The organism is Erythrobacter sp. SN6-5, from assembly GCF_057364945.1.
In genome coordinates, this window is sequence record NZ_CP200282.1 from 649,464 (window position 1) to 675,076 (window position 25,613).

At 58.8% G+C, this 25,613-nt stretch carries 24 protein-coding genes; 16 read left to right on the forward strand and 8 right to left on the reverse strand.

The features are described 5' to 3' along the window. The first annotated feature begins 8 nt into the window (after positions 1 to 8). Entirely contained in the window at positions 9 to 434 is a 426-nt protein-coding gene (locus tag AC0V6Z_RS03175; RefSeq protein WP_472639952.1) for a thiol-disulfide oxidoreductase DCC family protein, read from the forward strand. Next, positions 431 to 2,053 carry a saccharopine dehydrogenase family protein gene (locus tag AC0V6Z_RS03180; protein WP_472639953.1) on the forward strand — a complete coding sequence of 541 codons (1,623 nt, stop codon included), beginning with the start codon at positions 431 to 433 and terminating at the stop codon, positions 2,051 to 2,053. The genes AC0V6Z_RS03175 and AC0V6Z_RS03180 overlap by 4 nt, the downstream gene beginning before the upstream one ends. Positions 2,054 to 2,135: 82 nt before the next feature. Here the strand turns inward: AC0V6Z_RS03180 and AC0V6Z_RS03185 are convergent, their stop codons facing one another. Both AC0V6Z_RS03185 and AC0V6Z_RS03190 read right to left on the reverse strand, forming a co-directional pair. Next, the gene (locus AC0V6Z_RS03185) at positions 2,136 to 3,197 is read right to left on the reverse strand and encodes a substrate-binding domain-containing protein (protein ID WP_472639954.1); all 1,062 of its coding nucleotides are present in this window, start codon (positions 3,195 to 3,197) and stop codon (positions 2,136 to 2,138) included. A 113-nt stretch (positions 3,198 to 3,310) separates the two neighbouring features. Beyond that, entirely contained in the window at positions 3,311 to 4,696 is a 1,386-nt protein-coding gene (locus AC0V6Z_RS03190; RefSeq protein WP_472639955.1) for an OprO/OprP family phosphate-selective porin, read from the reverse strand. Positions 4,697 to 4,963: 267 nt separating this feature from the next. Here AC0V6Z_RS03190 and AC0V6Z_RS03195 point away from each other — a divergent pair, with 267 nt between their 5' ends. Then, the gene (locus AC0V6Z_RS03195) at positions 4,964 to 6,457 is read left to right on the forward strand and encodes a sensor domain-containing diguanylate cyclase (protein WP_472639956.1); all 1,494 of its coding nucleotides are present in this window, start codon (positions 4,964 to 4,966) and stop codon (positions 6,455 to 6,457) included. Continuing rightward, positions 6,342 to 6,698 carry a diguanylate cyclase gene (locus AC0V6Z_RS03200; RefSeq protein ID WP_472639957.1) on the forward strand — a complete coding sequence of 119 codons (357 nt, stop codon included), beginning with the start codon at positions 6,342 to 6,344 and terminating at the stop codon, positions 6,696 to 6,698. The genes AC0V6Z_RS03195 and AC0V6Z_RS03200 overlap by 116 nt, the downstream gene beginning before the upstream one ends. Here the strand turns inward: AC0V6Z_RS03200 and AC0V6Z_RS03205 are convergent. The 4 genes from AC0V6Z_RS03205 to AC0V6Z_RS03220 are packed head-to-tail and all read right to left on the reverse strand — an operon-like array spanning position 6,695 to position 11,134. Continuing rightward, positions 6,695 to 7,966 carry an NADH:flavin oxidoreductase/NADH oxidase family protein gene (locus tag AC0V6Z_RS03205; protein ID WP_472639958.1) on the reverse strand — a complete coding sequence of 424 codons (1,272 nt, stop codon included), beginning with the start codon at positions 7,964 to 7,966 and terminating at the stop codon, positions 6,695 to 6,697. The genes AC0V6Z_RS03200 and AC0V6Z_RS03205 overlap by 4 nt on opposite strands. After that, positions 7,963 to 8,370, reverse strand: coding sequence for an acyl-CoA thioesterase (locus AC0V6Z_RS03210; RefSeq protein WP_472639959.1), 408 nt, complete (start codon positions 8,368 to 8,370; stop codon positions 7,963 to 7,965). The genes AC0V6Z_RS03205 and AC0V6Z_RS03210 overlap by 4 nt, the downstream gene beginning before the upstream one ends. Beyond that, positions 8,367 to 8,987 (reverse strand): HAD family hydrolase, encoded by a 621-nt coding sequence (locus AC0V6Z_RS03215; RefSeq protein WP_472639960.1) that lies wholly within the window; start codon positions 8,985 to 8,987, stop codon positions 8,367 to 8,369. Before AC0V6Z_RS03215 ends, AC0V6Z_RS03210 begins: the two co-directional genes overlap by 4 nt. A 5-nt stretch (positions 8,988 to 8,992) precedes the next feature. Next, positions 8,993 to 11,134, reverse strand: coding sequence for a S9 family peptidase (locus AC0V6Z_RS03220; RefSeq protein WP_472640832.1), 2,142 nt, complete (start codon positions 11,132 to 11,134; stop codon positions 8,993 to 8,995). A 222-nt stretch (positions 11,135 to 11,356) separates the two neighbouring features. Between AC0V6Z_RS03220 and AC0V6Z_RS03225 the strand changes: the two genes are divergently transcribed. The 7 genes from AC0V6Z_RS03225 to AC0V6Z_RS03255 all read left to right on the forward strand — a co-directional run bounded on the left by AC0V6Z_RS03225 (position 11,357) and on the right by AC0V6Z_RS03255 (position 18,513). Beyond that, positions 11,357 to 13,174, forward strand: coding sequence for an aminopeptidase P family protein (locus tag AC0V6Z_RS03225; RefSeq protein ID WP_472639961.1), 1,818 nt, complete (start codon positions 11,357 to 11,359; stop codon positions 13,172 to 13,174). Between the two features lie 119 nt (positions 13,175 to 13,293). Then, a complete protein-coding gene (locus tag AC0V6Z_RS03230) occupies positions 13,294 to 13,674 on the forward strand; it encodes a VOC family protein (RefSeq protein WP_472639962.1) in 381 nt (126 codons plus the stop codon). Between the two features lie 21 nt (positions 13,675 to 13,695). After that, the gene (locus tag AC0V6Z_RS03235; RefSeq protein ID WP_472639963.1) at positions 13,696 to 14,091 is read left to right on the forward strand and encodes a cupin domain-containing protein; all 396 of its coding nucleotides are present in this window, start codon (positions 13,696 to 13,698) and stop codon (positions 14,089 to 14,091) included. Between the two features lie 281 nt (positions 14,092 to 14,372). Further along, positions 14,373 to 15,056, forward strand: coding sequence for a hypothetical protein (locus AC0V6Z_RS03240; protein ID WP_472639964.1), 684 nt, complete (start codon positions 14,373 to 14,375; stop codon positions 15,054 to 15,056). 102 nt (positions 15,057 to 15,158) lie between these two features. Next, entirely contained in the window at positions 15,159 to 15,902 is a 744-nt protein-coding gene (locus AC0V6Z_RS03245) for a response regulator (protein WP_472639965.1), read from the forward strand. Then, positions 15,899 to 17,398 (forward strand): sensor histidine kinase, encoded by a 1,500-nt coding sequence (locus tag AC0V6Z_RS03250; protein ID WP_472639966.1) that lies wholly within the window; start codon positions 15,899 to 15,901, stop codon positions 17,396 to 17,398. Before AC0V6Z_RS03245 ends, AC0V6Z_RS03250 begins: the two co-directional genes overlap by 4 nt. Positions 17,399 to 17,427: 29 nt before the next feature. Then, entirely contained in the window at positions 17,428 to 18,513 is a 1,086-nt protein-coding gene (locus AC0V6Z_RS03255; protein ID WP_472639967.1) for a glutathione S-transferase family protein, read from the forward strand. Positions 18,514 to 18,521: 8 nt separating this feature from the next. Here the strand turns inward: AC0V6Z_RS03255 and AC0V6Z_RS03260 are convergent, their stop codons facing one another. After that, the gene (locus AC0V6Z_RS03260; RefSeq protein WP_472639968.1) at positions 18,522 to 19,364 is read right to left on the reverse strand and encodes an META domain-containing protein; all 843 of its coding nucleotides are present in this window, start codon (positions 19,362 to 19,364) and stop codon (positions 18,522 to 18,524) included. Then, positions 19,361 to 20,947, reverse strand: coding sequence for a helicase HerA-like domain-containing protein (locus tag AC0V6Z_RS03265; protein WP_472639969.1), 1,587 nt, complete (start codon positions 20,945 to 20,947; stop codon positions 19,361 to 19,363). Before AC0V6Z_RS03265 ends, AC0V6Z_RS03260 begins: the two co-directional genes overlap by 4 nt. 146 nt (positions 20,948 to 21,093) lie before the next feature. On the opposite strand from AC0V6Z_RS03265, the gene pabB reads away from it, so the two are divergent. The 5 genes from pabB to AC0V6Z_RS03290 all read left to right on the forward strand — a co-directional run bounded on the left by pabB (position 21,094) and on the right by AC0V6Z_RS03290 (position 25,332). Then, positions 21,094 to 22,965: an aminodeoxychorismate synthase component I gene (pabB, locus tag AC0V6Z_RS03270; protein WP_472639970.1), complete on the forward strand. Its 1,872-nt coding sequence runs from the start codon at positions 21,094 to 21,096 to the stop codon at positions 22,963 to 22,965. Positions 22,966 to 22,979: 14 nt separating this feature from the next. Beyond that, positions 22,980 to 23,705, forward strand: coding sequence for an RluA family pseudouridine synthase (locus AC0V6Z_RS03275; RefSeq protein ID WP_472639971.1), 726 nt, complete (start codon positions 22,980 to 22,982; stop codon positions 23,703 to 23,705). Continuing rightward, positions 23,698 to 24,114: an alternative ribosome rescue aminoacyl-tRNA hydrolase ArfB gene (gene arfB, locus AC0V6Z_RS03280; RefSeq protein WP_472639972.1), complete on the forward strand. Its 417-nt coding sequence runs from the start codon at positions 23,698 to 23,700 to the stop codon at positions 24,112 to 24,114. The genes AC0V6Z_RS03275 and arfB overlap by 8 nt, the downstream gene beginning before the upstream one ends. Positions 24,115 to 24,271: 157 nt before the next feature. Next, a complete protein-coding gene (gene rpmG / locus AC0V6Z_RS03285) occupies positions 24,272 to 24,439 on the forward strand; it encodes a 50S ribosomal protein L33 (protein WP_472639973.1) in 168 nt (55 codons plus the stop codon). Positions 24,440 to 24,660: 221 nt separating this feature from the next. Continuing rightward, positions 24,661 to 25,332: a LolA family protein gene (locus AC0V6Z_RS03290; RefSeq protein WP_472639974.1), complete on the forward strand. Its 672-nt coding sequence runs from the start codon at positions 24,661 to 24,663 to the stop codon at positions 25,330 to 25,332. Positions 25,333 to 25,613: the final 281 nt, after the last annotated feature.

Here is a 25,613-nt window from a genome sequence, read left to right on the forward strand (position 1 = left end):
GATTGGCAATGCCCGATGAGACCATGCAGACGGGCGAGCGGAACCACGCGATCATCCTGTTCGATGCCGAATGCGTGCTGTGTTCGGCGAATGCTCGGTTCGTTCTAAAATTTGACCACACGGCTCATTTTCGCCTCGCCTCCATGCAAAGTGATGTTGGCGCCGATCTGTTTAGGCGTTTCGGCATTGACCCCAGCGATCCCGACACAATCATCGTGGTTGAAGGCGCGCATGCCCGGCGCGACAGCGATGCGGTGATCGCCATTTACGAAGGGCTTGGCTGGCCGTGGAAGGCGGCAAAAGTGCTGCGCATATTCCCGCGCGCGATGCGCGATCCAGTCTACCGCCTGATTGCCCGCAACCGCTATAAGATCTTTGGCAAGCGAGAGACCTGCTGGCTGCCGCCGGAGCATTTGCGGGACCGCATGCTGTGAAGACAGCGCTGATAATCGGCGGCTATGGCGGGTTCGGGGCCCGGCTTGCGCGGCGATTGGACGCAGACGGTTGGCACCTCATCATCGCTGGCAGAAGCGCCGAGAAAGCTGATGCAATGGCCAGCACATTGCAGTCCGCCAAAGGAATTCGGCTCGATCGCAGCGGTGACATTGCCCCATGTTTGGAGGCTCACACCCCCTTTCTCCTCATCGATGCAGCCAGCCCCTTTCAAGACAGCGATTACAGGGTGCCTGAGGCCTGCTGCGCACTCGGAGTGCATTATCTCGACCTTGCTGATGCGCGCGCATTTGTGACCGGCATCAGTGCGATGGATGCGCGAGCACGCGACGCGGGCGTGGCGGTGATTTCAGGGGTCTCCAGCGTCCCGGCGCTGTCTGGTGCGGTGCTGCGCGGCCTAACCCGAGACTGCGAGGCCGTGACGCGGGTCGACATGGCGATCAGCGCCTCTGACAAGGCCAGCGCAGGCACTTCGGTCGCATCGGCGATCCTGTCTTACGTGGGTCAGAAGCTGCGCATCTGGCAGGGTCAGCGGTGGGGAACCTCGCATGGCTGGCAGCAGGTGGAACGAATAGGACTGAAAACTAAGGACAGCACGCGTATCTCGCGGCTGGTGGCTCTGGCGGATGTGCCCGATCTTGACCTCGTCCCCGCCTCTCTGCCTGGAAAGCCGGCGACACGGTTCAGCGCCGGGCCTGAGTTCGGCTTTCAGGTGGTTGCCATGTGGCTGCTCAGTTGGACGGTGCGCTGGAGCTGGCTGCGTTCTTTGGTCGGATTGCGCAGGCTATTGCTGCCGCTGCAAAAACTCACCCAGCCATTTTCCAACGGCAACAGCTTTATGACGGTGTGCGCGTGCGTGAAAAGCTCCGACGGGTTTGAGAAACGCGCATGGCATCTCATAGCAAGGGATGGAAACGGCCCGGAGATCCCGGTCTTCGCCGCGCAATTGCTGGCCAACGCATTGGCAGGTGCAAAGGTGACCGCTGGTGCAAGAGCGGCCCATGAAGAGCTGACGCTTGCTCAGTTTGAGCCGCTGTTCAGCGAGCTTGACCTGGAGACGAGCGCTAGCGCGGTCCCGTACATTCCGCTCTACAAAAGAGTGCTCGGCAATAGCTTCGAGCGCCTACCCAAAGCCGTGCGAGACTTACATATGCTCTGCGGAGACGCCGGTGCGCAGGGAAGTGCCACGGTCACTCGCGGGACGAACATTCTCGCCCGGCTGATTGCCGCCCTCATCCGCTTTCCAGAGGCGGGAGAACATCACCTGCACCTTGAATTTCGCGAGGATCATGGCCGCGAAAAATGGATCCGCGATTTTAGCGGACGCCGGTTTCACAGCGTTCTGGCAGAGGTGGACGGTCATTTGACCGAACGCTTTGGCCCATTGCGTTTCACCTTCGATCTGCCTGTCAGCGAACAAGGATTAGAAATGCAGATCACGCGCTGGACGGCCTTTGGCATTCCCATGCCGATGATGCTCGCGCCGCGCGTAAAGGCCAGCGAGACCCAGGATGGCGAAGACTTCATTTTCGATGTGGCAATGGCCCTGCCGCTGATCGGCGATCTGGTCCATTACAAAGGGCGGCTGCGGCCGATCTAGTCGGCGTTCCATAGCCCCAAAAGCAAAGGGCGCGGCCCGGCGTCAAGCCAGACCGCACCCCAAGCGCATATTGTGTCGCTGATTACTCAGCCGCTGGCGCTTCCAGCTCAGCCTTGGTCAGTGTCAGAAGGTCGGTTACCCGCGCTTCGTTCGCCGCCATCACGTCGGCTGGCGATGCGACCAGGCCGATCTTGGCGAGCGGGCCGTCAGCCTTCCAGTTCTTCACCCATTCAGCCAGGTATAGGTCGAGGCCTGGGATCGCGTTCATGTGGTTTTTCTTCACATAGACATAGAGCGGACGCGCGCCAGGATAAGCAAAGCTGGCGATGTTGTCGTATGTCGGATCGACTTCGTTCATCGGCAGGCCTTTGACCTTGTCGGCGTTCTCTTCGAGGTAAGAGAAGCCGAACACGCCGACCGCACCGGGATCATTTTCGATCTTTTGAACGATCAGATTGTCCTGCTCGCTCTGGTCAACATAGGCACCGTCGCTGCGCACTTCGGTGCAAACCTGCTGATGTTTGTCTTTATCTTCCGCTTTCAGTGCTTCCATTTCTGGATTGCTGTCACAGCCAGCCTCAAGCACCAATTCTTTCAGCGCGTCGCGCGTGCCAGAGGTTGATGGCGGGCCGTAAACCAGGATCGGCTCAGCAGGCAGCGATGGATCAACATCGGCCCAGGTCTTGGCTGTTTGCTCGCCGCCATATGGGCTTTTTGCCAGCGCTTCGTAAACGATCCTTGGTGTGAGGTTCAGCGTGATGCCGTCTTGCGCAGCGGCAAAAGCAATCCCGTCGAGGCCAACTTGCAATTCGATGATGTCATTAACACCGTTTGATGCGCAGGTCTCAAATTCACTAACCTTCATACGGCGTGATGCGTTGACCATGTCGGGTGTGTCGGCGCCTTCACCGCCGCAGAACAGCTTAATGCCGCCGCCAGAACCGGTGGATTCGATCAATGGTGATTTGTAGTCAGGGTTCGAGCGAGCGAAACTCTCTGCCACTTGCTTGGCAAATGGATAGACCGTCGACGAGCCAACAGCGCGGATCGAATCGCGGGCACCGCCACCACCAGCGCCTTCGCTGCAACCAGCGACTGCGACCGAAGCCATAAGAGAGATTGCAATTGTTTTAGTGAGTTTCATCAGGATAGTCCTTGATAGAAGAATTCATGGGCGCGCTATGCGGCCTTTGTGACATGCTTATGACAGCAACAGGCGAAACGCAGAGCGTAGCCCGCCATGCCGCCGCCGCGTAATTAGAAGTCGATCTGAGCGCGAATGCCAAAGGAATCCACGCCGTAAGACGTGTCACCCGTGGCCGTTGGCAAGACCGCATCATTGTACTGCAGGCGACCGTAATTTGCGAGCAGCATGGTGTAATCGGTTGGCTTCCAAGCCAATGAGACGAAATAGCCGTTTTGCTGACCACCCAGGATCGGCCCATCATTAAGGTCCAAATAATCATAACGGAGGTTTAGCTGAAGCGATCCAAAGCCGCCTTCACCAACCGGATTCGCTGGCTTAGAGCGGCCAAAGACCCCACTCTTGTACCCGCGTGTATCCCCTTTGGTCAGGTAGTAACCAACGCTCGCATAACCGCCGAAAAATGTCGGATCGGAGGCCGCCAGCGGGGTGTCGACAGTTTGCCAGAAAGTTTCGGCCTGTGCATGAAAACGCCCAGCAAGTACCGCAGCCTCTAACCCAACGCCCAACTCACTTTCCGCCGCAAAATTACCGGTGCTTATGAACCGGTCAGAGGTGAAGTGGACCAGTGGCCGTTGGCGATAACGAACCGTGCTGCCGTCTTCGAGACTGTTGTAATGCAGCGAGCCGCCAAAGTGCAGCTGTGTATCGCCGACCTTGGGCATGAACACCGCCCGGCCATCCACGCTCCAATTTTGATTGGAGAGATCATCCATATTGTCAGTGAACACCCCGCCTTGCAGCAAGACATCACCCGCGTTGTATTCCGCGCCAATCCCGACGCGGCGCTCAAAACCAAACGCATCGGTAAAGGCAGCACGTTCTAGAAAAGTTGTGTGGACGCTGCTGGTGAGTTCTTCCAAACCTTGGAAGGTGTTAAAATGGCCAGCACTGATCTTAAGGCCGTCATCCTTATACGTGATAATCGCATCGGTGACGGTTAGATCGCTTCCGGCAAAATCAACCTCCACTTTGTAGCCAAAGCCTCCGGGAATTGAACCCGACACACCCAAACGCGCTCGGCGCGCTTCGCTGCCAAAGCCTTCATTGCCGGTGGCACCGTCCGGCGCGTTCACAAAGCCCGCATCATATTGCAAACGACCACGTGGCTTGAAGCTCCAACCGCCTTTGCCTTTGATCTCTGGCGCCCCTTTAAAGGCAATGGTGGTTCCATCGTCTTCTTGCTGAGTTTCCTGAACAGCCGCGATCGCCGTTCCGGCGGACTTAGCCTCGGCTTTCGCCGCCACGGCCTCCGCTTCGACCTCTTCCAGCTCACCTTCGAGCTGATCAATTCTGGCCGCCATTGCGGCCATTTGCGCGCGCATTTGCGCGCGCATTTGCGCCATTTCTTCGCGCAGATCGCCGCCGTCTTGAGCGCTGGCAGGGGTGGAAACCACCATGGCGCCAGCGAGTGCAATAAGTGAAGTTTTACGTGTCATTGGATTCCCCAACCTTTGCAGATTCGAGACGCCTCTATGACCGGTATGCGACGGATTAGTGACAATCGCTGCCATAACTTTTCAACAGGCCAAACATTGCAGCGGTGCCGCACGGCTCACCGGCGCCACACGACCCGCATCGCCTGACCAAGAGCCTCAGAGCGAATACTTGGAAGCATTTGTCACAGCGCGAAAAACGTCGGATTTTCTTACAAGATTTTAACCTGCTCTAAGGAGTTTTACCGTAGTTAACATCTCGTGACACGGGTGGGTATTAACGATCTTCTTCTGGCGCTGATTTTCGCGCTGACGGCCGCACTGGGCATGTCGCCCGCTGCAGCGGCAGAAACGCGTGCGCCGTGCATTGTCTCAGGTGTGTTGGTGGACGCATCGGGTCAAACTCCAAAAGTTAACGCGGCGGCCAACACCGAGCAGAACTGGAATTGCAAACCCTTAACCAATGAGCCCGCTGGCGGGGATTGGACTTTGCGGTTCGATATCGCTGAGGGCGAGACCGCACCCAAAGTGCTCTACACACGGCTCGGCCATTTCGATCAGCTCGATCTGGCGGTGCAAGACGTCAACGGTCGCTGGACATATGAGACGAAAACGCTCGCCGATATGCACAGCGTGATCGGCTCTCCGTACATTTACACGGACCTGCCGGGCAGCGCCGCGCCGCCGCGCCAAGTGCTGGCCGCTTTCACAGGCAATGGTCACGGCCCAACCCTCACCCGGGCCAAGCTGATCGAAGAAGCTCCTGGCCTCAGTGAGGGCGACGTTGCTGCTTTGCTGGCATTGGCCGCCTTGATCGGCGTGCTGCTGATCCCGATCGCGCTCGACGGGGCATTTTTGATGGTGCTGCGCCAGTCCTTCCTCGCTTGGCACATTGCTCTTTCAGTTGTGTTTGCCATCATGATCGCGACGCGGGCCAATCTGTTTGGCCTGCTGATGCCCATGAGCGCCGAGGTTTTGCGCATCGGCCTGATCATGAGCATGGGGTTGGGTGTGGCGGTCGCGCTGATGTTCACCCGCAGTTTCATTGAACCGGGCAAGATCTCGGCCAAGCTCCATCGCATCATTCCTTATGCAGCAGTTTGGACCGTCGCGGTCAGCATCATCCATGCGGCATCCTTGGATGTGCTTCGCCCCCTTGGTGGTAATTTCCATTCATTCAGCATGGCCGTACCGATCATCGTGCTGGTCATGGCATTGGTTGATGCCTGGCGCCGGGGCAGTCGTTCGGTGAAGTTCCAGGTGTTCGGTTGGGCGCCCATGTTCTTGGCGACCTTCATCCAGATTGTGACCCATGTCTTCCCACTCGGTGTGCAACAAGACGCGCTGCCAATTTTCTATATCGGCATTCTGTCAGAGGGCATTGGCACAGCTTTGGGTGTGGCGGACCGTTTCCTACAGATCCGCCGCGAGCGTGACCGGGCCCTGCGCGATGCGCGCGAGCTCACACATTTGTCAGAACATGATCCGCTCACCGGCCTGCTCAATCGCCGCGCAGTGGAAACGCGCTTCGATGATCTGCGCGAGCAAGGGTTTGACACATTCGCTTTGCTTGATCTCGACCGCTTCAAACTAGTCAATGACAGGTTTGGTCACCAGGCTGGCGATGCTGCTCTAACAGCCTGCGCGGATGCAATTCGCGGCGGCGAGAACCGCGATCTCGATTGCGGTGCGCCTGGGCGGCGAGGAATTTGTGATCCTGCTACGCGGCAAGAACACGCGCCAGCGCGCGGAGGCTTTTCGTGAAGCGATCCCGGTGCGAATTATGCATCAGGTTGAGGGGCTGGATATGCCAGTCACCGCCAGCATGGGGCTGATCGAATTGCCGCGCCATGACACGACTATGATGACCTTTGATGACATGTACGCCCGCGCCGACATGCTGCTGTACGAAGCGAAGGCCGCTGGCCGCAACCGCATGAATTATGAGCGTCTGACCCTGTTTGCAGGCTCACCCAAGAGAAGCGCAGAAAAAACCGCCGCCTAACCAGCAGCCGTCGATGCTCGCCAAGCGCGATATCGCTTTGCCCGCTGCGCCGCGCGCCATTGATCGGCCAGCAATGCCCGAATAGGCCAACCGCCATTCCCGGCCGGATTTCCCTTGGCCATACTTTCCAATTGCGCCTTGGTCAGGGCCATTGTTGCCAGCGCTTTCAACGTATCGTTCGACCAATTGGCCTCTGGCAATTTCACATCCGCATTCTGTTTAGTTTGCCAATGTTTAGGCAAAGCTGGATCAGCAGCCAGCGCGCGGGCAATGCCGAGCAACTCGACACCGAAGCCGTTCTCGTCCTGCGTCAGCGCTGCCTCTGCCACGTCCAGCTTTGTAATCCCGCCCGTCACCATGATCGGCATGTCCGCGACCTTGGCAATATCGCGGGCAAAATCGACGAAATAGGCTTCGCGCTTCTCGGTTGAAGTGCTGGGCGCTTCCTCTTGTGGATTGCCCTGCATCGCCGGGCTTTCATAGGATCCGCCGGACAGCTCCACAAAGTCGATCCCGCGCCCTTTGAGCCATTGGACCACCTGGCGAGCATCTTCAAATTCAAAACCGCCACGCTGAAAATCAGCGGAATTGAGCTTAATTCCGACGCCAAAGCCTTTGCTCACCCGCGCGCGGACAGCATCGACGATTGCCAGCAGAAAGCGCGCGCGGTTTTCCAGACTGCCGCCCCACTCATCGCTGCGCTGATTGGTCAGCGGAGAGAGGAACTGGCTGACCAAATAACCATGCGCACCGTGAATCTGAACACCATCAATGCCAGCCGCCTCAGCCAGCTCCGCTGTGTCAGCAAAGCGGGTGATGATCGCAGCTATCTCATCCGTTTCGAGCGCGCGAACCGGCGCAAATAGAGAAGAGAACTTGCCCAGGTTAAGCTCCACACCCGATGGCGAGACAGCGGTTTCTCCCATGTTCTTATAAAGCTGACGGCCCGGATGACTGATCTGCAGCCAGAATTGACCACCGCCTGATTTGGCCTGCGTCGCCCAGTGTTTGAACGGGGCAAGATCAGTGCCCTTTTGCAGGACAACGCCGCCCGGCCCGGTCAACGCGGATGGATCAACCATGACATTGCCCGACAGGATCAAACCTGCGCCGCCATCCGCCCATTGCTGATAGAGGCTGAACAGCTTCTCGCCCGGCAATTGGCCAGGCTGGACCGCAAGGTTCTCCTCCATCGCCGCCTTGCAAATGCGGTTGGTCAGTATCGTGCCATTCGGCAGCGTCAAAGGTTCAAAAAGCAGGTTGGTCATGAGTTCTCACTGATTTGAAATGGAGCAATGACTTCGGGGCGCACGCGGGCCAGGCGCTGGCTCGCGCGTTCCAGCATCGCCCATGTGGTGCGGGCCGCGACGATCACTTGGCCGCTGGCATCGCGAAACTCGACAAGGCGGTCTGACTTTGCGCCCTTGGGAGGGTCGGGGATCCAGGTGGTACCCTCGCACGTCTCGCCGCTGGCGATATTGCCGCGATAATCGATCTCATGCCGGATCACGACCCAGAAGAACGCCTCAACATGCGCAGGATCAGCCGCCGCCTCCCAATGCGCGGTCGCAAGGTCCTGGATCCACTGGACCCAGACCGAATTGTTCACATGGCCAAGCTCGTCAATATGCTGCGGCTCAGCAGTGAAGGTACGGGCAAAGGGACGGTTCACGCTGCTGCCACGCCAACGCCGAGCGTGCCCAAATCATGGCGAGCCTGCGCCGCATCAGAGAATAATCTTGCCTCCATGCCGACCGCCTCGGCGCCATCGACATTGGCTTTTACGTCATCAAGAAATACACTCTCAGCGGCATCAATTCCCGCCGTATCGAGGAGCCAGCGATAGATCCGTGGGTCTGGCTTGAGTATGCCCAACTCGGCAGAGACGGCCGCAACTTCGAACAAGGACCAAAATTCGAGAGTCTCCTTCAAGTGTGCCACAATTTCATGGACGTTGTCGGTTATCGCAAACAGGCGATAGCCCGCCGCACGGAGATCATGCATTAATTCTAAGGTGTCGGTCTTAAGCGGAAAACTGGCCATCAACTGATCGTAGAGTTTATCAATGTCACTCGGACTGAATTCATAGTCGCAGACATAGCGATCCTTCGCCTCAGCTAGGCTTATCTCGCCGCGATTAATCGCAAGCCAAAGCGGGTTGCCGCGTAATGGCGAGACATATCTATCCGAACAAACCCGTTCCGATCCGAGCGCCCGCTGCTCAATACCGAGCGGGTCCCACGGAACGATCACATTCCCGACATCAAACACGATATTGCGGATCGTCACGAAGCTCACTCTCCTTCCGTCATCCCCATCTGCCACAGGATGAAGGCGAATTCTTCGGCCGTTTCGCGCAAGGAATTCCACCGGCCCGATTGGCCGCCATGCCCCGCGCCCATATTGGTCTTCATCAGCAGGATATTGTCATCGGTCTTCGTGTCGCGCAGCTTGGCGACCCATTTGGCCGGTTCCCAATAGGTCACGCGCGGATCATTGAGGCCCGCTGTCACCAGCATCGGCGGGTAGTCCTGAGCCTTCACCTGATCATAGGGCGAGTAGCTGAGGATATAGGCAAAGGCCTGCTTGCTCTCGATAGGATTGCCCCATTCCTGCCATTCGCCAGGGGTCAAAGGCAGGCTCTCATCCAGCATGGTGTTCAGCACATCGACAAACGGCACGTGGCTGACGATGGCGCCATATTGCGCCGGGTCTTGATTGATGATCGCGCCCATCAATTCGCCGCCTGCCGAGCCGCCGCTGGCGGTAACTTTACCCTCTGCGGTGTAGCCCTGAGCAATCAGGCCGCGGCCCACATCGACGAAATCGTTGAAGGTGTTGGTGCGCTCATTCAGTTTGCCCTGAAGGTACCAGCGCCGCCCCAGGTCATCGCCGCCCCTGATATGGGCGATGGCATAGGCAAAGCCGCGATCAACCAGGCTGAGGCGCGTGGTCGAAAAGCCCGGCGGCACGGCATAGCCATAGGCACCGTAGGCATAGAGGTGGAGCGGGCCGGGGCCTTCTACGCCTTGCATAGAGAGCAGATCCTTGCGGTCTTTGCGGTAGACGATGCTGACCGGCACCATCGTGCCGTCGCGGGCCTCAACCTCCAGCCGCTCTGTTGCGTAAAGGCTGGCGTCATAGCCGCTCGGGATTTCCTGCTGCTTCAACAGTGTGAGGTCAGCGCTCGCCACGTCATAGTCATAGACAGAATCCGGTGTGATCATGCTCTCGTATGACAGGCGCAGGGTCGACACGTCGTATTCAGGATTGTTGGACAGACCTGCGTTATAGCTCGCCTCGGGAAAGGCGATTGGCTTGACCACCGTCGGCGCGTCATATTGCCGCAGCTGGATCTGATCGAGGCCGTTCAAACGCCCCTCTGTCACGAAGAAGTCCTTAAACAGCTCAAAATCGGTGAGATAGAACTTGTTGGAGCCCGCAATCACCGTTTCCCAATTGCCCGGCGCATCAATGCTGGCCTTGGCCAGACGGAAATTGATGTGCTCATCATTGGTCCAGATGAACAATTCGCCATCGCGCACATCGACCGAATATTCGACGCCCTTTTGCCGCGCTTTCACGAGGATCTGCTCGCCGGTCGGATTGTCCGCACGTACCAGGCGCACTTCGCTGGTTTCATTATCGCCGCTGGCAATCACCAGCCAGTCTTCCTGGGCGGTCAGGCCGGTGCCGACAGAGAAGCTCTCATCGGCTTCCTTGTAGAGCACAACGTCCTCTTCCGATGGCGTGCCGATGACGTGCAATTTCGCCTCGAGCGTGCGCCAATTCTCGCTCGATGGGCCGTAGACCAGCGCAGTGTCATTCGCGACCCAGGTCAGGCCGCTGCGCAGGTTGGGAATTTCGTCATCTAGCAATTCGCCGGTCCGCAAATCCTTGATCCGCCCGGTGTAGCGTTCTGCTCCGCTGGTGTCGGTGGAATAGGCCAAGTATCGGCCATTCTGGCTGATCGAGGCCGCGCCAAGGCGGAAATATTCCAACCCCTCGGCCAGCACGTTCTCGTCCAGAATTAGCTGCGGCTCAGCTGCGTCCCCATCAACCACCGCTTTGCGGTAATGCTTGCGGTATTGCGCGCCCTCTTCAAACTCTGACCAATAGAGGTAATCACCATCCTTTTGCGGAACCGTGCTATCGTTTTCCTTGATGCGCGCGCGCATTTCGGTGAAGAGCGCCTCGGTCAGGCCCGCCTGCGAGCCCATATTCGCCTCAAACCAGGCGTTTTCGGCCTTCACGTAATCCAGTACATCTTCATCATCGATCACCGGATAGGATTGATCTTTGAGCCAGTGATAGGGATCAGAAACCGTGATCCCGTGATGGGTGAATGTGTGTTCGCGCTTTTCCGCAATCGGCGGAGAGGTAGGGGCCGTCTGGCCCGTTTCACTGGTCACGTTGGGTTGGTCCTCTTGAGTCATTGCCTGGGCGGATTGGAGCGGCAGAGCGGCCAGCGCGATGGCTAGCGTGAATTCGCAGGCTGACACGCTCGAAAGCGAGGGCATACGAGTGCTTGCCATGGGTTTAGCCGATCCTTTGCCAAATTATCGCAGCGCTTTAAACACCGCGCGCTGCAAACTATGCTATTGTCATAGCCGAACAATTGCGCGTCGCAAGCGCACGCCCCGTTAGGAAACGACCAAATGCTGATGCAAACCCATGAAGCCCGCCTGTCCGCCCTGCGTGAGGAGTTGAAACGCCGCGATCTCGCTGGCTTTGTCGTACCCATTTCCGATGAGCATATGAGCGAATATGTTGGCGACTATGCTCAGAGGCTTGCCTGGCTCACCGGGTTTGGCGGATCGGCCGGTTTTGCGGTCGTCACTCTGGATCATGCCGCAATGTTCGTGGATGGGCGCTATACGGTGCAAGTCCGCGATCAGGTCGACGGCGCGCTCTACGAATATCGCAGCATTCCGGGTGACAACTTCACGGCATGGCTGGCCAGTAACGCTGAGCAGGGCGCGAAGATCGGCTATGACGCATGGCTGCATACGGCAGGCTGGGCGAAGCAGGCTGGCGCGCAGCTCAAAGACAGCGGGCTGGAACTCGTCGCGACCAGCAGCAATCCGATTGATGCCGTGTGGCAGGATCAGCCAGAACCCTCGCTTGCCCCCGCGATTGTTCACGAGGATATCCATGCGGGCGCCAATTCGGCGGAAAAGCGCGCGCAAATCGCCGATTGGCTGAAAGAGAATGGCCATGATGCGCTGGTGGTATCGGCGCTCGATTCGATCGCTTGGTTGCTCAATATTCGCGGACAGGATGTGACCCATACGCCGGTGGCATTGTCCTATCTGATCGCTCATGCTGATGGCCACGCGGAGTTGTTTATTGCGCCTGAAAAAGTCACTCCGGAGCTGGTTCAGCATCTGGGCAATGCGGTCACGATCCGCGCGCGCGAAGAATTCAGCGCGGCACTGAATGAAATGGGCGGCAAGAGCGTGAGCGTTGATCCCAATTTCGGCGTGGCGGCCATTGCCCAAACCCTGACCAAAGCAGGCGCGAAAGTGGCGCTGAAAGCCGACCCGACGATCCTAGCCAAAGCGATCAAGAACCCGGTCGAGCAGCAGGGCCACCGCGACGCGCAGGCGCGTGACGGGGCGGCGGTTGCCCGCTTCCTGCGCTGGCTGGAGGTGACCGCGCCAAGCGGCGAGGTGGACGAGCTGGCTGCGGCAGCGAAGCTGGAAGAATTTCGCCGCGAGCATGAGGGTTTGCGCGATCTTTCCTTCGACACCATCTCAGCCGCCGCTGGTCATGCCGCGCTGCCGCATTACAAGGTCGATGAAGACAGCAATATCGCCATACCGCCCGGCAGCATTTATCTGGTCGATTCCGGCGGGCAATATTCCGACGGCACGACCGATATCACCCGCACGGTGTGGATCGGAACAGCCGATGGCAGCGCAGAACCAAGCCAGGAAATGCGCGACCGCAACACACGCGTTCTTAAAGGGCATATCCAGATCGCTAAAGCTGTATTCCCACAGGGCACCAGTGGCGGGCAATTGGATGCGCTCGCGCGGCAATATCTGTGGGAGGCAGGCGTCGATTACGCCCACGGCACCGGCCATGGTGTCGGCAGCTTCCTCGCCGTGCACGAAGGGCCTCAGCGCATTGCGAAGCCGTCGGGCGGGCAGGCTGGGACAGGGCACGAACTGCATGCCGGCATGTTCCTCTCCAACGAGCCGGGCTATTACAAGCCCGACGCCTTTGGCATTCGGATCGAGAACCTGGTGCTGGTCGAGGAACGCCAGATTGAGCAGGCGGAGGGCACCTATCTGGGGTTTGAAACGCTTACTTTCGTGCCGCTGGATCGCAAGCTGATCGACAAGGCGCTGCTGACACAAAGTGAGATTGCCTGGGTCGACGGCTATCACGATCAAGTGCACGCTTTGCTTGCCCCGCAGCTGGATGGCGAAGACCTTGCGTGGCTGGAGCGGGAATGCGCACCGCTCTAACCGGCGGTATGCAAACGTTAATCTAGAGCGCTTGCGATCCTCTCTTTGTTCCTGTAATGTTCCATTCATCGAGTCGTATTGGTGCTGGGCCGATGCGCGCATTTTGAGGAGGAACAATCATGATCGGCTATGTAACCCTGGGCACCAATGATCTGCCGCGCGCAGCGGAGTTTTACGACGCCATTGCAGAGCAATTTGGCGTTGGCCGCATGATGGAATTTGAGACATTCATCGCCTGGGGCTCGATGGGCGGCGCACCGGGCGTTGCCGCGACCAAGCCATTTGACGAGCAAGAAGCGACCGCAGGCAATGGTACGATGGTCGCATTGCAGGTTGATAGCCCGGAAAAAGTGCAGGCAGTCTATGATGTGGCAATGGCGAAGGGCGGCAGCGACGAAGGCGCTCCGGGGCCGCGCGGCGATGATGGCTTTTACGCGGGCTATTTCCGCGATCCTGACGGCAATAAGCTCAACGTCTTTTGCATGACCCAAGGCGGCTAAATTCAGCCGGAGGAGCATATCATGACCGCGCGCAAATTGAGCGATAGCTTTATCCATCTGGGGTTGGGCGCAAGCTCACATCCACAGCCACCCTTTTCTGGCATGGAATGGTATGCCGATTATGGCGCGCGGCATGGCGAGGACGGGCCGGAGGGACGGCTCGTCTCGCAGCACAGCTTTACTGAAAGCTGGGACGTGTGGGAAATGCATCCAAGGGGCAGCGAAGTGGTGATTTGCACTGCTGGGCAGATGGTGCTGACCCAAGAGTTTCCCGATGGGAAGATAGCAAAAGTGCCGCTTACCGCCGGTGAATATGCGATCAATCCGCCGGGTGTCTGGCACACTGCAGACGTGACCAGCGAAGCGACCGCGATCTTCATCACCGCCGGAGAGGGAACTGAGCACCGCACTCGTTGAGCCTGCGCCATAGCCGCAGACTGTCGGCGAGATGAACAGTCAGGTGTGACTGATACAAAGCGCGACAATTTGGCAGCGATCCGAGATAATCCTGCGACATGCACGGCTTAGAAGGGGTCTTATGAGCTGCGGTGGACGCATAGAGCGACATACCCCTGCGTAAAAAGCCAAACCTTCCCCAAGGACTGGCTAATAGCGGGCCTTCGCTTCCTCCCTGCGAAGAGCCAAGCCAGTGCGCCGCCGCGGCTCTTCTGATAGACCTTCAACGAGGAGCAATACGCATGAAAAAGATCACCCTCACATTGTCCGCTGCGGCACTGGCACTTGGTATTGGCGGCGCAGGCGCTGCTATGGCCGACCATCACGGCGGCAAAGGCAAAGCAGACGCAAACGGCGACGGTGTCGTCTCATTGCAGGAAATGAAGGCGAAGAGCGCTGAGCGCTTTGCCAGGTTGGACGCCAATTCTGATGGCGTTTTGAACGCAGAAGATCGCACAGCCAAACGCGCAGAGCGCTTTGCCGCCGCCGACACCAACAATGATGGCGAGCTGTCCAAAGCCGAAATGGCCGCAGCGCGCGAGGCCCGAAACGCGAAACGCGAAGAACGCCGAGCCAAGCGGGCCGAAAAACGCTTTGCAAGACTCGATAGCGACAACAGCGGCGGCGTAAGCCAAGCTGAAATGGCCGCTGCCAAGGAGACGCGCAAAGCACGGCGCGGTGCGCGGCACGGAGGCGATAGAGCCGCGCGCGGTGGACGCCGAGGCGGAGACCGCATGATGCGGATGATGCGCCGAGCCGACACCAATAACGACCAAGCGGTTAGCCGCGCAGAATTTGATGCCGCGATTGAGGCCAGGTTTGCCCGGATAGACGCCGATGGCTCCGGCACAATAACCGCCGAAGAACGCAAGGCTGCCCGCGAAGCCCGCCGCGCTCAGCGTCAGGAACGTCGCGGAGCACGCTGATAGCGCCGCGAATTGGCGCAAAGCACAAGGCCCGGCCCGCTCGCCGCTCACTTACGAGTTGCGCAGCGGGTCGGCACGCGCCATTCCCGCATGGCATAGACTATGACCGATCCGGCCCACACCTCGATCCTGCTCGTCGATGACGAGGCGACCCTGCGCGAACCGCTGGCCGAATATCTGACGGGTCAGGGCTTTACCGTCACCGAAGCGCAAAGCGCCGCTGCCGCGCGCACGGAGCTGCTCAAGGCCAAGCCCGACATCGTTCTGCTCGACATCATGATGCCGGGCGAAGACGGCCTTTCGCTGTGCCGCCATATGGTCGAAACCCAGCAATTGCCCGTCATCCTGCTAACCGCGCGCGGGGAGCCGACCGACCGGATCGTCGGTCTGGAGCTGGGCGCGGATGACTATGTCGTGAAACCATTCGAACCGCGGGAGCTGGTCGCGCGCATCCGCTCTGTCCTGCGCCGCGCTCAGCGGGGCCCTGCCGCACCTCTAGATGCTCAGGATCTCCATTATAGCTTCGAAGGTTGGTCGCTTGACCCCCTAAAGCGCAAGCTGACCGATCCAGAAGGCATCACCGTGCCCATTTCAACCGCTGAATTTCGGCTGCTGCGCGCTCTGCTCGATCATCCACGCAGTGTGCTGGACCGCGATCAATTGCTCGACATGGTTCAAGGGCGCGAGGCACATTTATTTGACCGAGCGGTTGATAATCAGGTCAGCCGCCTGCGCCGCAAGATCGAGGTCGACAGCCGCGATCCACAATTGATCCTGACGGTGCGCGGTGGAGGATACCGCTTTGCCGCTCAGGTCACCCGCTTTGCATCCGATACGCCCGCATGAAGCGCCTGCTCCCTCAAAGCCTGCTGGGCCAGGTGATGCTCGTGCTGGCGATTGGCCTGATGGCTGGACAGGCGATATCCGCTGCCTTGCTGTACCGCGCGGCGGAGCAGCGCCGCGAAACCGGCCTGGTCAGTGCGCTGGCGTTTCAGCTGGTGGCGGAAAGCGGACGATCAGATCTGACGGGAAGAGAAGCGCGCCGAGCAGCACGCCGCGAAGCGCGCAGAGCAGACCGGATCGCACGCGGATTGCCGATAAGGGACCGCCGCACTGACGGCGAAGGCAGACCTGGAGGCCGTCCCTTTGCGCGGCCATTCAGGCTGGGCATTGAATACACCGAAAAACTTCCAATTGGTGCCCAAGAACCGCGACTGCCCGATTATGAAAGCGCGCTGCGCGAGGTTTTGACCCAGCAAGATGTTGAGGCCGGATATATCATCATCGCGCGGCGGATCGCGGGTGATGATCCGTTTGTAAAAAAGCGTATGCAGGATCGGCCTCGCCTGCGCTCACCGGGATGGGAGGAACGACCGATATTGGTTGCCGCCATCCAGCGCGCCGATGAGGCCGGATGGCTGATTGCCCGCGTCCCAGAGCCGCGCGCACCGCGCAATGCGATTGGTACGATCCTCCTGCAAACTGCCGTTATCTTCGCCATTCTGTTTACGCTGCTCTATTTCGTGCTGCGGCGGATCACCCGGCCATTGGCGGCACTCACGGCGCGGGTCGGTGACTTTTCGCGCCAGCCCGATCAAGCGGTGAAACTGGAAGAACGCGGGCCCGGTGACATGCGGCGGCTGATCGCGGCGCATAACGCGATGGAGGCGCGGATTGCCGCCTTGCTCGACGAGAAAGACGTGATGCTCGGCGCGATTGGTCATGATCTCAAGACGCCTCTAGCGGCCTTAAGAGTGCGGATCGAAAGCGTGCCCGACGACACCCAGCGAGAGCGCATGGCGGACAGCATTGAAGACATTACCAAGACGCTGGATGACATTCTGGTGCTGGCCCGGGTCGGCCGGGTGAACAACGGTTTTGAAGATGTCGATCTGGCGGCACTGACAACCAGCGTTGCCGAAGAATTTGAGGATCTGGGCGAGCCGATCACGCTCGAAGATCCTCCGCGCCTGGTGGCGCGCGCGCAGGTCACATGGCTAAAGCGGGCGCTGCGCAATCTCATCGCCAATGCCCTGCGCTACGCCAAGAGCGCGAAGGTCTCTCTTCTCGATGAGGGTGAAGCGATCATCTTGCGCGTCGATGATACGGGTCCCGGAATTCCGCCGAGCGATATTGAGGCGATGATGGAACCCTTCACACGCGGTGAGACTTCACGCAACCGCGCAACAGGCGGCGCGGGCCTGGGCCTAACGCTGGCGCGCGCCATTGCTGAACAGCACGGCGGGACGCTGACACTTTCCAATTTGCGCGAGGGCGACACGGTCAAGGGCCTGCGGGCAGAGATTGCGCTTCCAAAGGGCGAAAACACAGGGCAAGGATAGCACCAAACAATACAACCGGAGTGCCCCCCTTGCCCCATACTCTCTACGCCGCCCCGATCTCGCTCTATTCCGGCAAGGCGCGCAGCTATCTCGATTGGAAGCAGGTGGATTACACCGAGGTGCTCTCCACCCCGGATGTCTATGCCAAGGTCATCATTCCGAATGTCGGGCGCCCGGTAATCCCGGTGATGCAAAATGATGATGGCTCGATCCTGCAGGACACCACGTTGATCATTGATCATTTTGAAGCCAGTGAAGGCGGGCCGTCAGTCTATCCGGATACGCCGCGCCAGCGACTAGCCGCGCTGCTGCTCGAATGCTTTGGCGATGAATGGCTGGTGATCCCGGCGATGCATTATCGCTGGAACTACAACGAAGAGTGGGTTTACGGCGAATTTGGCAAAACCGCGCTGCCCGATGGTACGCCGGAGGAGCAATATGCGACCGGCAAAGAGCGTGGCAGCATGTTCCGCGGCTTCGTTCCTATGCTTGGCATCAATGACGCAACAATCCCGGCGGTTGAGGCGAGCTATGAGGCACTGCTGGCCGATTTGGACGCGCATTTCGCGGTGCATCCTTTCCTATTGGGATCGCGGCCCTCGATCGGGGATTTGGGCCTAATCGGGCCGCTCTATGCCCACCTTTACCGCGACCCAGCATCGGGCGAGATTATGGAACGATTGGCTCCGCGAGTGGCCGAATGGGTCCGCCGCATGGTCGATGTGAAGGCGCCGCTGTCGGGCGAGTTCCTGTCCAATGACGAAATTCCCGAGACGCTGCTGCCGGTGCTGGCGCGGATGATGGGTGAGCAAGTGCCCTATCTTGCGAAAGTGGCGAACATGTTTGGTGAGTGGCTGGCCGCCAATCCGGACACGGAGATCCCCCGCGCGGTTGGCATGGCAGACTTCACGATTGAGGGCACCAGTGGTCAACGCATCGCAGTGCCCTTTAGCCTGTGGATGCTGCAACGCGGGCTCGACTATCTCGCCTCGCTCGAGGGGTCAGGCCGCGATGCCTGCGAAGAAATGCTGCGTTCGGTCGGCGGCGAAGCGCTGCTTCAATTCAAAATGCCTGCGCGGCTGAAGTTCGAAAATCACGTTCTCAAAACCGCTTGATCGCTGAGTCAACGGGCCAGCGGGCGTTCCTTATCGCCGTATAGCTCCCCTGCGGGCGAGCCGATCAGAATGCTATTTTCTGTCGCGGAATACCGCATCTCACTGGTCAAAAGGGCACGAAATTCAGCGTCCTTTATGTCATCCGCGCTGGTGCAATTTTCACCTTCGGTCACAGCCAAATCTACGATGCTAATCCGGTTTCCATCCAGCACGTATCCACCAACGAAGGAGGCGCAGCTGAACTTCGCGGTGACTCTGTCGTCACTAAATCGAAGGTATTGATTATCCAGCGTTTTAGTATAGGCTGATCGCTCTGAATTTAGTAGAAAAGCCTCCCATGTGGTGCCTGACAACGGCATCTGGTTAGACGCTGTTACTTCCGCCTTTTGCAGAGCTCCTTCTATAGTTACGGTACCAGTTACAGTACCATCATGCTCAGAGATCAGCATGATCCGACCATTGCCCAGATCACGGGCCGTAAATCCACCGCCAACTATCTGTGCCACCGTCTGGCCCTGCGCCAGCATTCTACGCCCCCTTGAGGTGTTTGCCGTGCACCCCTTTAGTGTCTGCGAACCCGGACCAGCGAAGTATCGCGCGCCATTGGCAAGGCCTTGGCCAAAGTAGCTGTTGCAGCCATCATAGCCGCCATATTCAGATGGGCTAAATTGCACACTGAAGCTGCTCAATGCACGCTTACCATTGACCGCAACCACCATATAGCCGCCATTCAACCGCTCTGCAGTCGGTCCGCTGTTTACAGCTATGCCCGGATCGGATGCGATGGGACCAGGTGTTGCACAACTGGAGAGCGCAGCCGAAATTCCGAATAGGGTGAAAGCCAGCTTCATCGCATCAAGCCCCCGATAAGGTTCCTCACAAATCGCCCAGCCACCGGCCCGGCCAGATCGGTCGCGATGGAACCCACCGCAGATTTGATGCCGGATTTCATCGGGTTGGCGCGCGATTTCTTGCCGAGAATTGCAGAGGCAGCTGCACCTGCCATTCCGCCCGCGGCCACTTTGGTGCCGCGCGACAATGCCTTTTCCCACATGCTCTTGGTCTTGCGCGGGCGCTTGCGCACCTCTTCCTCGCCTTGCTCCTCAACCTCCTGCGCGGTTTCAGCGGCATCGGCGGTTTTGGCAGCTAGAATTTCCTCTGCGCTCTCGCGGTCGATCGCCTCGTCATATTTGTTTTCAAACGGGCTGATCGATTGAATAATCGCGCGCTCTTTGGCGGTCACCGGGCCGAGGCGCGAACGCGGCGGCTTGATCAAAGTCCGCTGCACCACGGTCGGCGCGCCATCTTCGTCCAGGGTCGAGACCAGTGCCTCGCCCACTTTCAGCTCCGTAATCGCTTCTTCGACATCGAGGTCGGGATTGATCCGGAATGTTTCCGCCGCCGCCTTGATCGCGCGCTGATCGCGCGGGGTGAAGGCGCGCAAGGCATGCTGCACCCGATTGCCCAGCTGGCCCGCGACCTCTTCGGGAATGTCGATTGGATTTTGCGTCACGAAGAATACGCCAACGCCTTTTGAGCGGATCAGGCGAACGACCTGCTCAATCTTTTCCTCCAGCGCTTTGGGCGCATCATCGAACAGCAGGTGCGCCTCATCAAAGAAGAACACGAGCTTGGGTTTCTCAGGATCGCCAACCTCGGGCAGGCTCTCAAACAGCTCCGCCAGCAGCCACAGCAGGAAGGTGGCGTACAGTTTCGGGCTACGCATCAACTTGTCGGCGGCCAGCACGTTGACGATGCCGCGCCCGGTTTCATCACATTGCAAGAAGTCGTCGATTTCCAGCGCAGGCTCGCCAAAGAAGTAATCCGCACCTTGCGCTTCAAAGCTCAGCAATTGACGCTGGATCGCGCCGACCGATTGCTTGGACACGTTCCCATACTTGCCGGAGAGCTCCTTGGCGTTCTCATTGGCCCATTGCAGCATGCTCTGCAGATCGCCGAAATCAAGCAGCAGCAGACCATTATCGTCGGCATGGCGGAAGATGATTTGCAACACGCCTTCTTGCGTGTCGTTGAGATCGAGCAGGCGCGAAAGCAGCAGCGGCCCCATCTCCGAAATGGTCGTGCGGATCGGATGACCTTGCTCGCCGTACAGATCCCAGAAGACCACCGGATTATCGGAATAATCATAGTCGTCCATGCCAAGCTCTTTGGCGCGCCCTTCAAGCTTGTCAGCGTGTTTGAACTTTGCACTGCCGGGCATGGCGATGCCAGACAGATCGCCTTTTACGTCAGCGACGAACACCGGCACACCATTGGCAGAAAAGCTCTCAGCCAAGCCCTGCAAGGTGACCGTTTTACCCGTGCCGGTTGCGCCCGCGATCAATCCGTGACGGTTCGACCGGCTGAGTGCGAGATGCTGATTCTCACCATTGCTGCCCAGCCCCAGAAAGATTTCGCCTGGAATATCGCCCATGTTCGGATACCGCCCTTTTTATCATTTTGTCTTACCGAATGTGTGAAGTGAGAGGGCCAAACGGTCAAGGTGTCGCTTGCACGCAGTGACGTATGCCGCGACATAGGTGGTCGACTTGAAGCGTGGATGCTCTAAAGGCTGGGCACATGGGTGAGGCTACTGCGTTTATTCTGCTGGACGATGCGCGCGAGGAAAATGCCGATGGCGCCGCCGCCGCGCCTGCGCGCCTATATGAAAACCCCCGCCAGATTTTCGCCGCCTACCGCCCGGATGAGGTAGAGCGAGCCTTAACTGATGCGCGCGCTGCGCAAGCTGAGCAAGGCGGCGAGCTGGCGGGTTACATTGCCTATGAAGCAGGCCACGCGCTAGAGCCGAAACTGGCCAAACTCGCCGCCAATCGCAGCGGTGCAAACGGTCCACTGGTGTGGCTCGGCCTGTTTGATAGGGCAGAGGAAATCCCCGCTGGCAATGTGCCAGGCTGGCTGGCTATGCGCGCTGAGGACAGCTGCACTGACACAGGCGGCACGGGCGCGTCCTCGATCGGTCCGCTCGACCCCGGACTTTCCCCCGGAGGATACTCCAAAGCGTTCGAGGCGTTGCAGGAGGCGATCCGCGCAGGCGATATTTATCAGGCCAATCTCACCTATCCGCTGGCCGGATCGTACCGCGGCGATCCGCTGGCGATCTATGCGCAGCTGCGCAGCGCGGCGAGCGCTGGCTATGGTGGGATTGTGTTTGATGGCTCGCATTGGCTGCTAAGCTTCTCTCCAGAGCTGTTTGTCGCGCTCGATGGCAAAGATGCCAAAGCCAAACCGATGAAGGGCACGCGGCCGCGCGGGCATGATGCCGCGTCCGATGCGGCGCTGGCCGATGATCTAGCGACATCGGAGAAAGACAAAGCGGAAAACCTGATGATCGTTGACCTGATGCGCAATGATCTCAGCCGTATTTCAGAGCCGGGCAGCGTGCGGGTTGACAAGCCCTTTGCGGTCGAGAGCTATCCGACATTGCATCAAATGGTCTCTACGGTACGCGCCCGCCTGATACCAGAGAACGGCCCGGTTGATCTGGTGCGCGCCCTGTTTCCCTGCGGATCGATCACCGGCGCCCCAAAAATCCGCGCGATGGAGCTGATCGGCGATTATGAGCGAGACGCGCGCGGGCCCTATTGCGGCGCAATTGGCAGGATTGATGCCGATGGCTCGGCTGCCTTCAACGTCGCCATTCGGACCCTGCGCCTCACCCCAATTGAGAACGCACAAGGCAATGCCGTACTGGGCGTGGGTTCCGCGATTGTCGCCGATAGCGAGATGATCGCCGAGCGGCGCGAAAGCGAGGTCAAAGCCGGGTTCGTGCGGCGCGCCTCACCCGATCACACAGCCCCGCAAGTGGACCTGATTGAGACCATGCGGTTTGAGCCGGAAAGCGGGATCGACCTGCTGGAGCTGCATCTGGGCCGGATGAAAGCGAGCGCGGCGACGCTGGGCTTTTCATTTGATCGCCACGCGGCGCGCAATCAGATTCAGGCCCTGTGTTTTGATCTGGAGACCGCGTGCAAGGTTCGCCTACTGGTCTCTCGGCTAGGCTCGCTTGCTTTGGAAACAGGGCCGCTGCCTGCGCCCAAAGGCAAGGGGTTTGAGTGCATCGCTCTACCGCTGCCGCTGGATCCGTCAGACTGGCGTTTGTCGCACAAGACGTCCGACCGCAGCTTTTACGAAGACGGGCTGTCTGCCGCACGCGCTTATGGCGCAGATGAAGCCATCTTCGTGCGTGACGATGGCCTCGTGACAGAGGGCAGTTTCAGCAATGTCTTTGTGGCAAAAGACACTGGCGATAAGGATAGTGTGCTGCTGACCCCGCCCGCCACACTCGGCCTGCTGCCTGGAATATTGCGCCAACATCTGATCTCTGAAGGCCGAGCAGTCGAAACGGAACTCACACTTGCCGATCTCGAAAATGGTTTTGTGCTAGGCAATGCCTTGCGCGGGCTAAACCCAGCCCGGCTCAAACTTTCATAAAGGCGCCCTGCCCAATGCTCCCGATATTGTTCGAAGATGGCGAGGCCCTAGTGATCAATAAGCCTGCCGGCCTGCCAGTGGATCGTCCGCGGCGCGGCGGACCCTGCCTATTCGATCACCTTGATGAGCTGAAATTGGGATTTCAGCGATTGCCGCATGCGGTTCACCGGCTGGATACAGACACCAGCGGCTGCTTACTGCTGGCTCGCAATCCCAAGGCGTTGAAGCGTTTCAACAAGGCGTTTGAAGATCGCGCCGTTTCTAAGACCTATCTGGCGGTGCTCGACGCGGTGCCAGCGGAAAACTCTGGCACGATTGAACTGGCGCTGTCTAAGATTAGCTCGGCTGAAAAGGGCTGGCGCATGATCGCGGCGAAAAAGGGCAAGCCTGCTATCTCGCATTGGGAGGTGTTGCAGACAATTGGCGAGGGCGACAAACAGCGCTCTCTAATCCGCTTTCGGCCAGAGACCGGGCGCACGCACCAATTGCGGGTTCACGCGCTCCTGGGCCTGGGCGCGCCGTTGCTGGGCGATCCGGTTTACGGGCCGGTGCGCGGGCAGAACAAGGGCGCAGGCCGCACCATGCTGCACGCTGAAACCATTGGCATTGCGCGCAGCACCAAGCCGACGATCACCGCCCATGCTCCATTTCCGGAGGATTTCGTGCGTGCTGGCCTGACTGCGCCCGCTCCGCCCGAGGTCACCGAACCCACCATCAACGCCGAACAGGACGATGGATAAAGATCTGCTCGAACGCGCGCACGCCCAGGCGCAGGAGAGCTTCCTCGCAGGCTCTGGCCCGGGCGGGCAGAACGCCAATAAGGTCGCGACCGAAGTGCAGTTGCGCGTCAATATTTACGCTCTGCGCCTGCCCCCGCCGGTGTTTGCGCGGCTCCGAACAATCGCGGGTAGCAAGCTGACGGCGGCCGGCGAACTGCTGATCACGGCGCGCGAACATCGCACGCAGGAGGCCAATCGCGGCCTAGCCCGAGAGAAGCTGGAAAGCCTGCTGGAAGAGGCCCATAAGCAGCCCAAGCGGCGAGCCAAAACCCGGCTCAACCGGGTGGGCAAGACCAAGCGGCTCAAATCGAAGAAAGCGCGCGGCACAGTGAAGGCCAATCGCGGTAAGCCCAGCCGCTCTGATTGGTAGGCTCACGCCCGCGCCGAATAGTCAGATTTGCTTGACTCTGGGCGGTGAATCGATAAATGGCGCGGCTTGCAAGGCGATGCTCCGCGCGTCGCCTGATTTTTTTCGGCTCAAACCCGTTTGCCTGGGTGGGCCCACCAGATAGAATTAGGATAACGCGATGGCGAAGCCCGCAACCGTCAAGATCAAGCTCGTCTCGACCGCCGACACGGGTTTTTATTACACGACCAAAAAGAACCCGCGCAACATCACCGAAAAGATGGTGTTCCGTAAGTACGACCCGGTTGTTCGTAAGCATGTCGAATTCAAAGAAGCCAAAATCAAGTAAGCTTCTGACCGCGGCTCTCCAGCTGATCGTAGCCGATCAGGCGGCCTGCGGTACTCCAGACCTTTAGCGGATGCGCCCCGCATACGGCGCCCATGACCGCGCTTTGGCGCGGTTTTGCGTTATTAGGCCCGGCTGACCGCGTGTATCCCGCTTAAGCGCTTGCAAAATGCTCAGTTCAGCCGCAGTTCAACGCCAACGCATTACTCGCAGGGGTTATGAGCATGAACCTTTTTAGATTTTCTAAGCCCTTCGCCGCCGCTACCGCGAGCGCAGCAGCAATTGCCGCCGCTTTTGGCTTGCCCGCAGAAACCAGCTTTGCCCCTGCACCGCCTGCCTATGCACAAGCGAATGATCTTGATGTGGCCGTCGGCGCATTGCGCGCGATCTCAACCATGAAGGCCGATTTCTCGCAAATTGACCGTCAGGGCAATGTGATCGCGGGCGAAATGACGCTGAAACGGCCGGGCAAAATCCGCTTCGAATATGAGAAGGGGACCGACCTGCTCGTCGTCTCCAACGGCAAATCGCTCTATCTGATCGATTATACCGTTGATCAGGTCGAACGCTGGCCGATCAGAAATTCGCCGCTCGGTGCGCTGCTAGATCCCACCCGCGATGTGAAAAAATTCGGCAAGATGATGCCAACCGGCAATGACGATGTGATCAGCGTCGAAGTGCGCGATCCAAAGCGGCCTGAATTTGGCGTGATCAATATGATCTTTGTTCGCGACGGCACCGCACCTGGTGGATGGCAGTTGACCCATTGGGTCGCGCTTGATTCGCAGAATCACCGAACTACTGTTCGGCTAAAGAATCATCGCTATGGCATGTCGGTTGCTGACAGCGCATTCAGATTTAGAGATCCACGCAAATCATCTCGTCGACCGGGTTGAACGGTTTGACCGCGTTTAGTTGTAGGAATACGACAAAGCCCGGCACATATTCATTTACCTGTAAGGCGAATAGGCGTAATTTTCTTTTGCAAATCAGTTGAGGGCGGGTTTCCCCCCTGTTGCCCCAACCCTTGTTCAGGCTGATTTGTACAAGCGTGACGAACGCTCACATGGAACCCTTGCCCCATTGCCCCCGGGGTGAGGGTTTTTTGTTTTCTATTCGCCTTATGCTTGCTGCGAATTACAAGCCGTTCGGCTTCCGGTGCTCACGCACAAAAAGT

Excerpts from the sequence above, each read along its gene's own strand:
- AC0V6Z_RS03175 (WP_472639952.1), top strand. The coding sequence starts at position 9 with ATGCCCGATGAGACCATGCAGACGGGCGAGCGGAACCACGCGATCATC.
- AC0V6Z_RS03185 (WP_472639954.1), bottom strand. The coding sequence starts at position 3,197 with ATGAAACTCACTAAAACAATTGCAATCTCTCTTATGGCTTCGGTCGCA.
- AC0V6Z_RS03190 (WP_472639955.1), bottom strand. The coding sequence starts at position 4,696 with ATGACACGTAAAACTTCACTTATTGCACTCGCTGGCGCCATGGTGGTT.
- AC0V6Z_RS03200 (WP_472639957.1), top strand. The coding sequence starts at position 6,342 with ATGCAATTCGCGGCGGCGAGAACCGCGATCTCGATTGCGGTGCGCCTG.
- AC0V6Z_RS03205 (WP_472639958.1), bottom strand. The coding sequence starts at position 7,966 with ATGACCAACCTGCTTTTTGAACCTTTGACGCTGCCGAATGGCACGATA.
- AC0V6Z_RS03220 (WP_472640832.1), bottom strand. The coding sequence starts at position 11,134 with ATGACTCAAGAGGACCAACCCAACGTGACCAGTGAAACGGGCCAGACG.
- AC0V6Z_RS03225 (WP_472639961.1), top strand. The coding sequence starts at position 11,357 with ATGCTGATGCAAACCCATGAAGCCCGCCTGTCCGCCCTGCGTGAGGAG.
- AC0V6Z_RS03230 (WP_472639962.1), top strand. The coding sequence starts at position 13,294 with ATGATCGGCTATGTAACCCTGGGCACCAATGATCTGCCGCGCGCAGCG.
- AC0V6Z_RS03235 (WP_472639963.1), top strand. The coding sequence starts at position 13,696 with ATGACCGCGCGCAAATTGAGCGATAGCTTTATCCATCTGGGGTTGGGC.
- AC0V6Z_RS03240 (WP_472639964.1), top strand. The coding sequence starts at position 14,373 with ATGAAAAAGATCACCCTCACATTGTCCGCTGCGGCACTGGCACTTGGT.
- AC0V6Z_RS03245 (WP_472639965.1), top strand. The coding sequence starts at position 15,159 with ATGACCGATCCGGCCCACACCTCGATCCTGCTCGTCGATGACGAGGCG.
- AC0V6Z_RS03250 (WP_472639966.1), top strand. The coding sequence starts at position 15,899 with ATGAAGCGCCTGCTCCCTCAAAGCCTGCTGGGCCAGGTGATGCTCGTG.
- AC0V6Z_RS03260 (WP_472639968.1), bottom strand. The coding sequence starts at position 19,364 with ATGAAGCTGGCTTTCACCCTATTCGGAATTTCGGCTGCGCTCTCCAGT.
- AC0V6Z_RS03265 (WP_472639969.1), bottom strand. The coding sequence starts at position 20,947 with ATGGGCGATATTCCAGGCGAAATCTTTCTGGGGCTGGGCAGCAATGGT.
- pabB (WP_472639970.1), top strand. The coding sequence starts at position 21,094 with ATGGGTGAGGCTACTGCGTTTATTCTGCTGGACGATGCGCGCGAGGAA.
- AC0V6Z_RS03275 (WP_472639971.1), top strand. The coding sequence starts at position 22,980 with ATGCTCCCGATATTGTTCGAAGATGGCGAGGCCCTAGTGATCAATAAG.
- arfB (WP_472639972.1), top strand. The coding sequence starts at position 23,698 with ATGGATAAAGATCTGCTCGAACGCGCGCACGCCCAGGCGCAGGAGAGC.
- rpmG (WP_472639973.1), top strand. The coding sequence starts at position 24,272 with ATGGCGAAGCCCGCAACCGTCAAGATCAAGCTCGTCTCGACCGCCGAC.
- AC0V6Z_RS03290 (WP_472639974.1), top strand. The coding sequence starts at position 24,661 with ATGAACCTTTTTAGATTTTCTAAGCCCTTCGCCGCCGCTACCGCGAGC.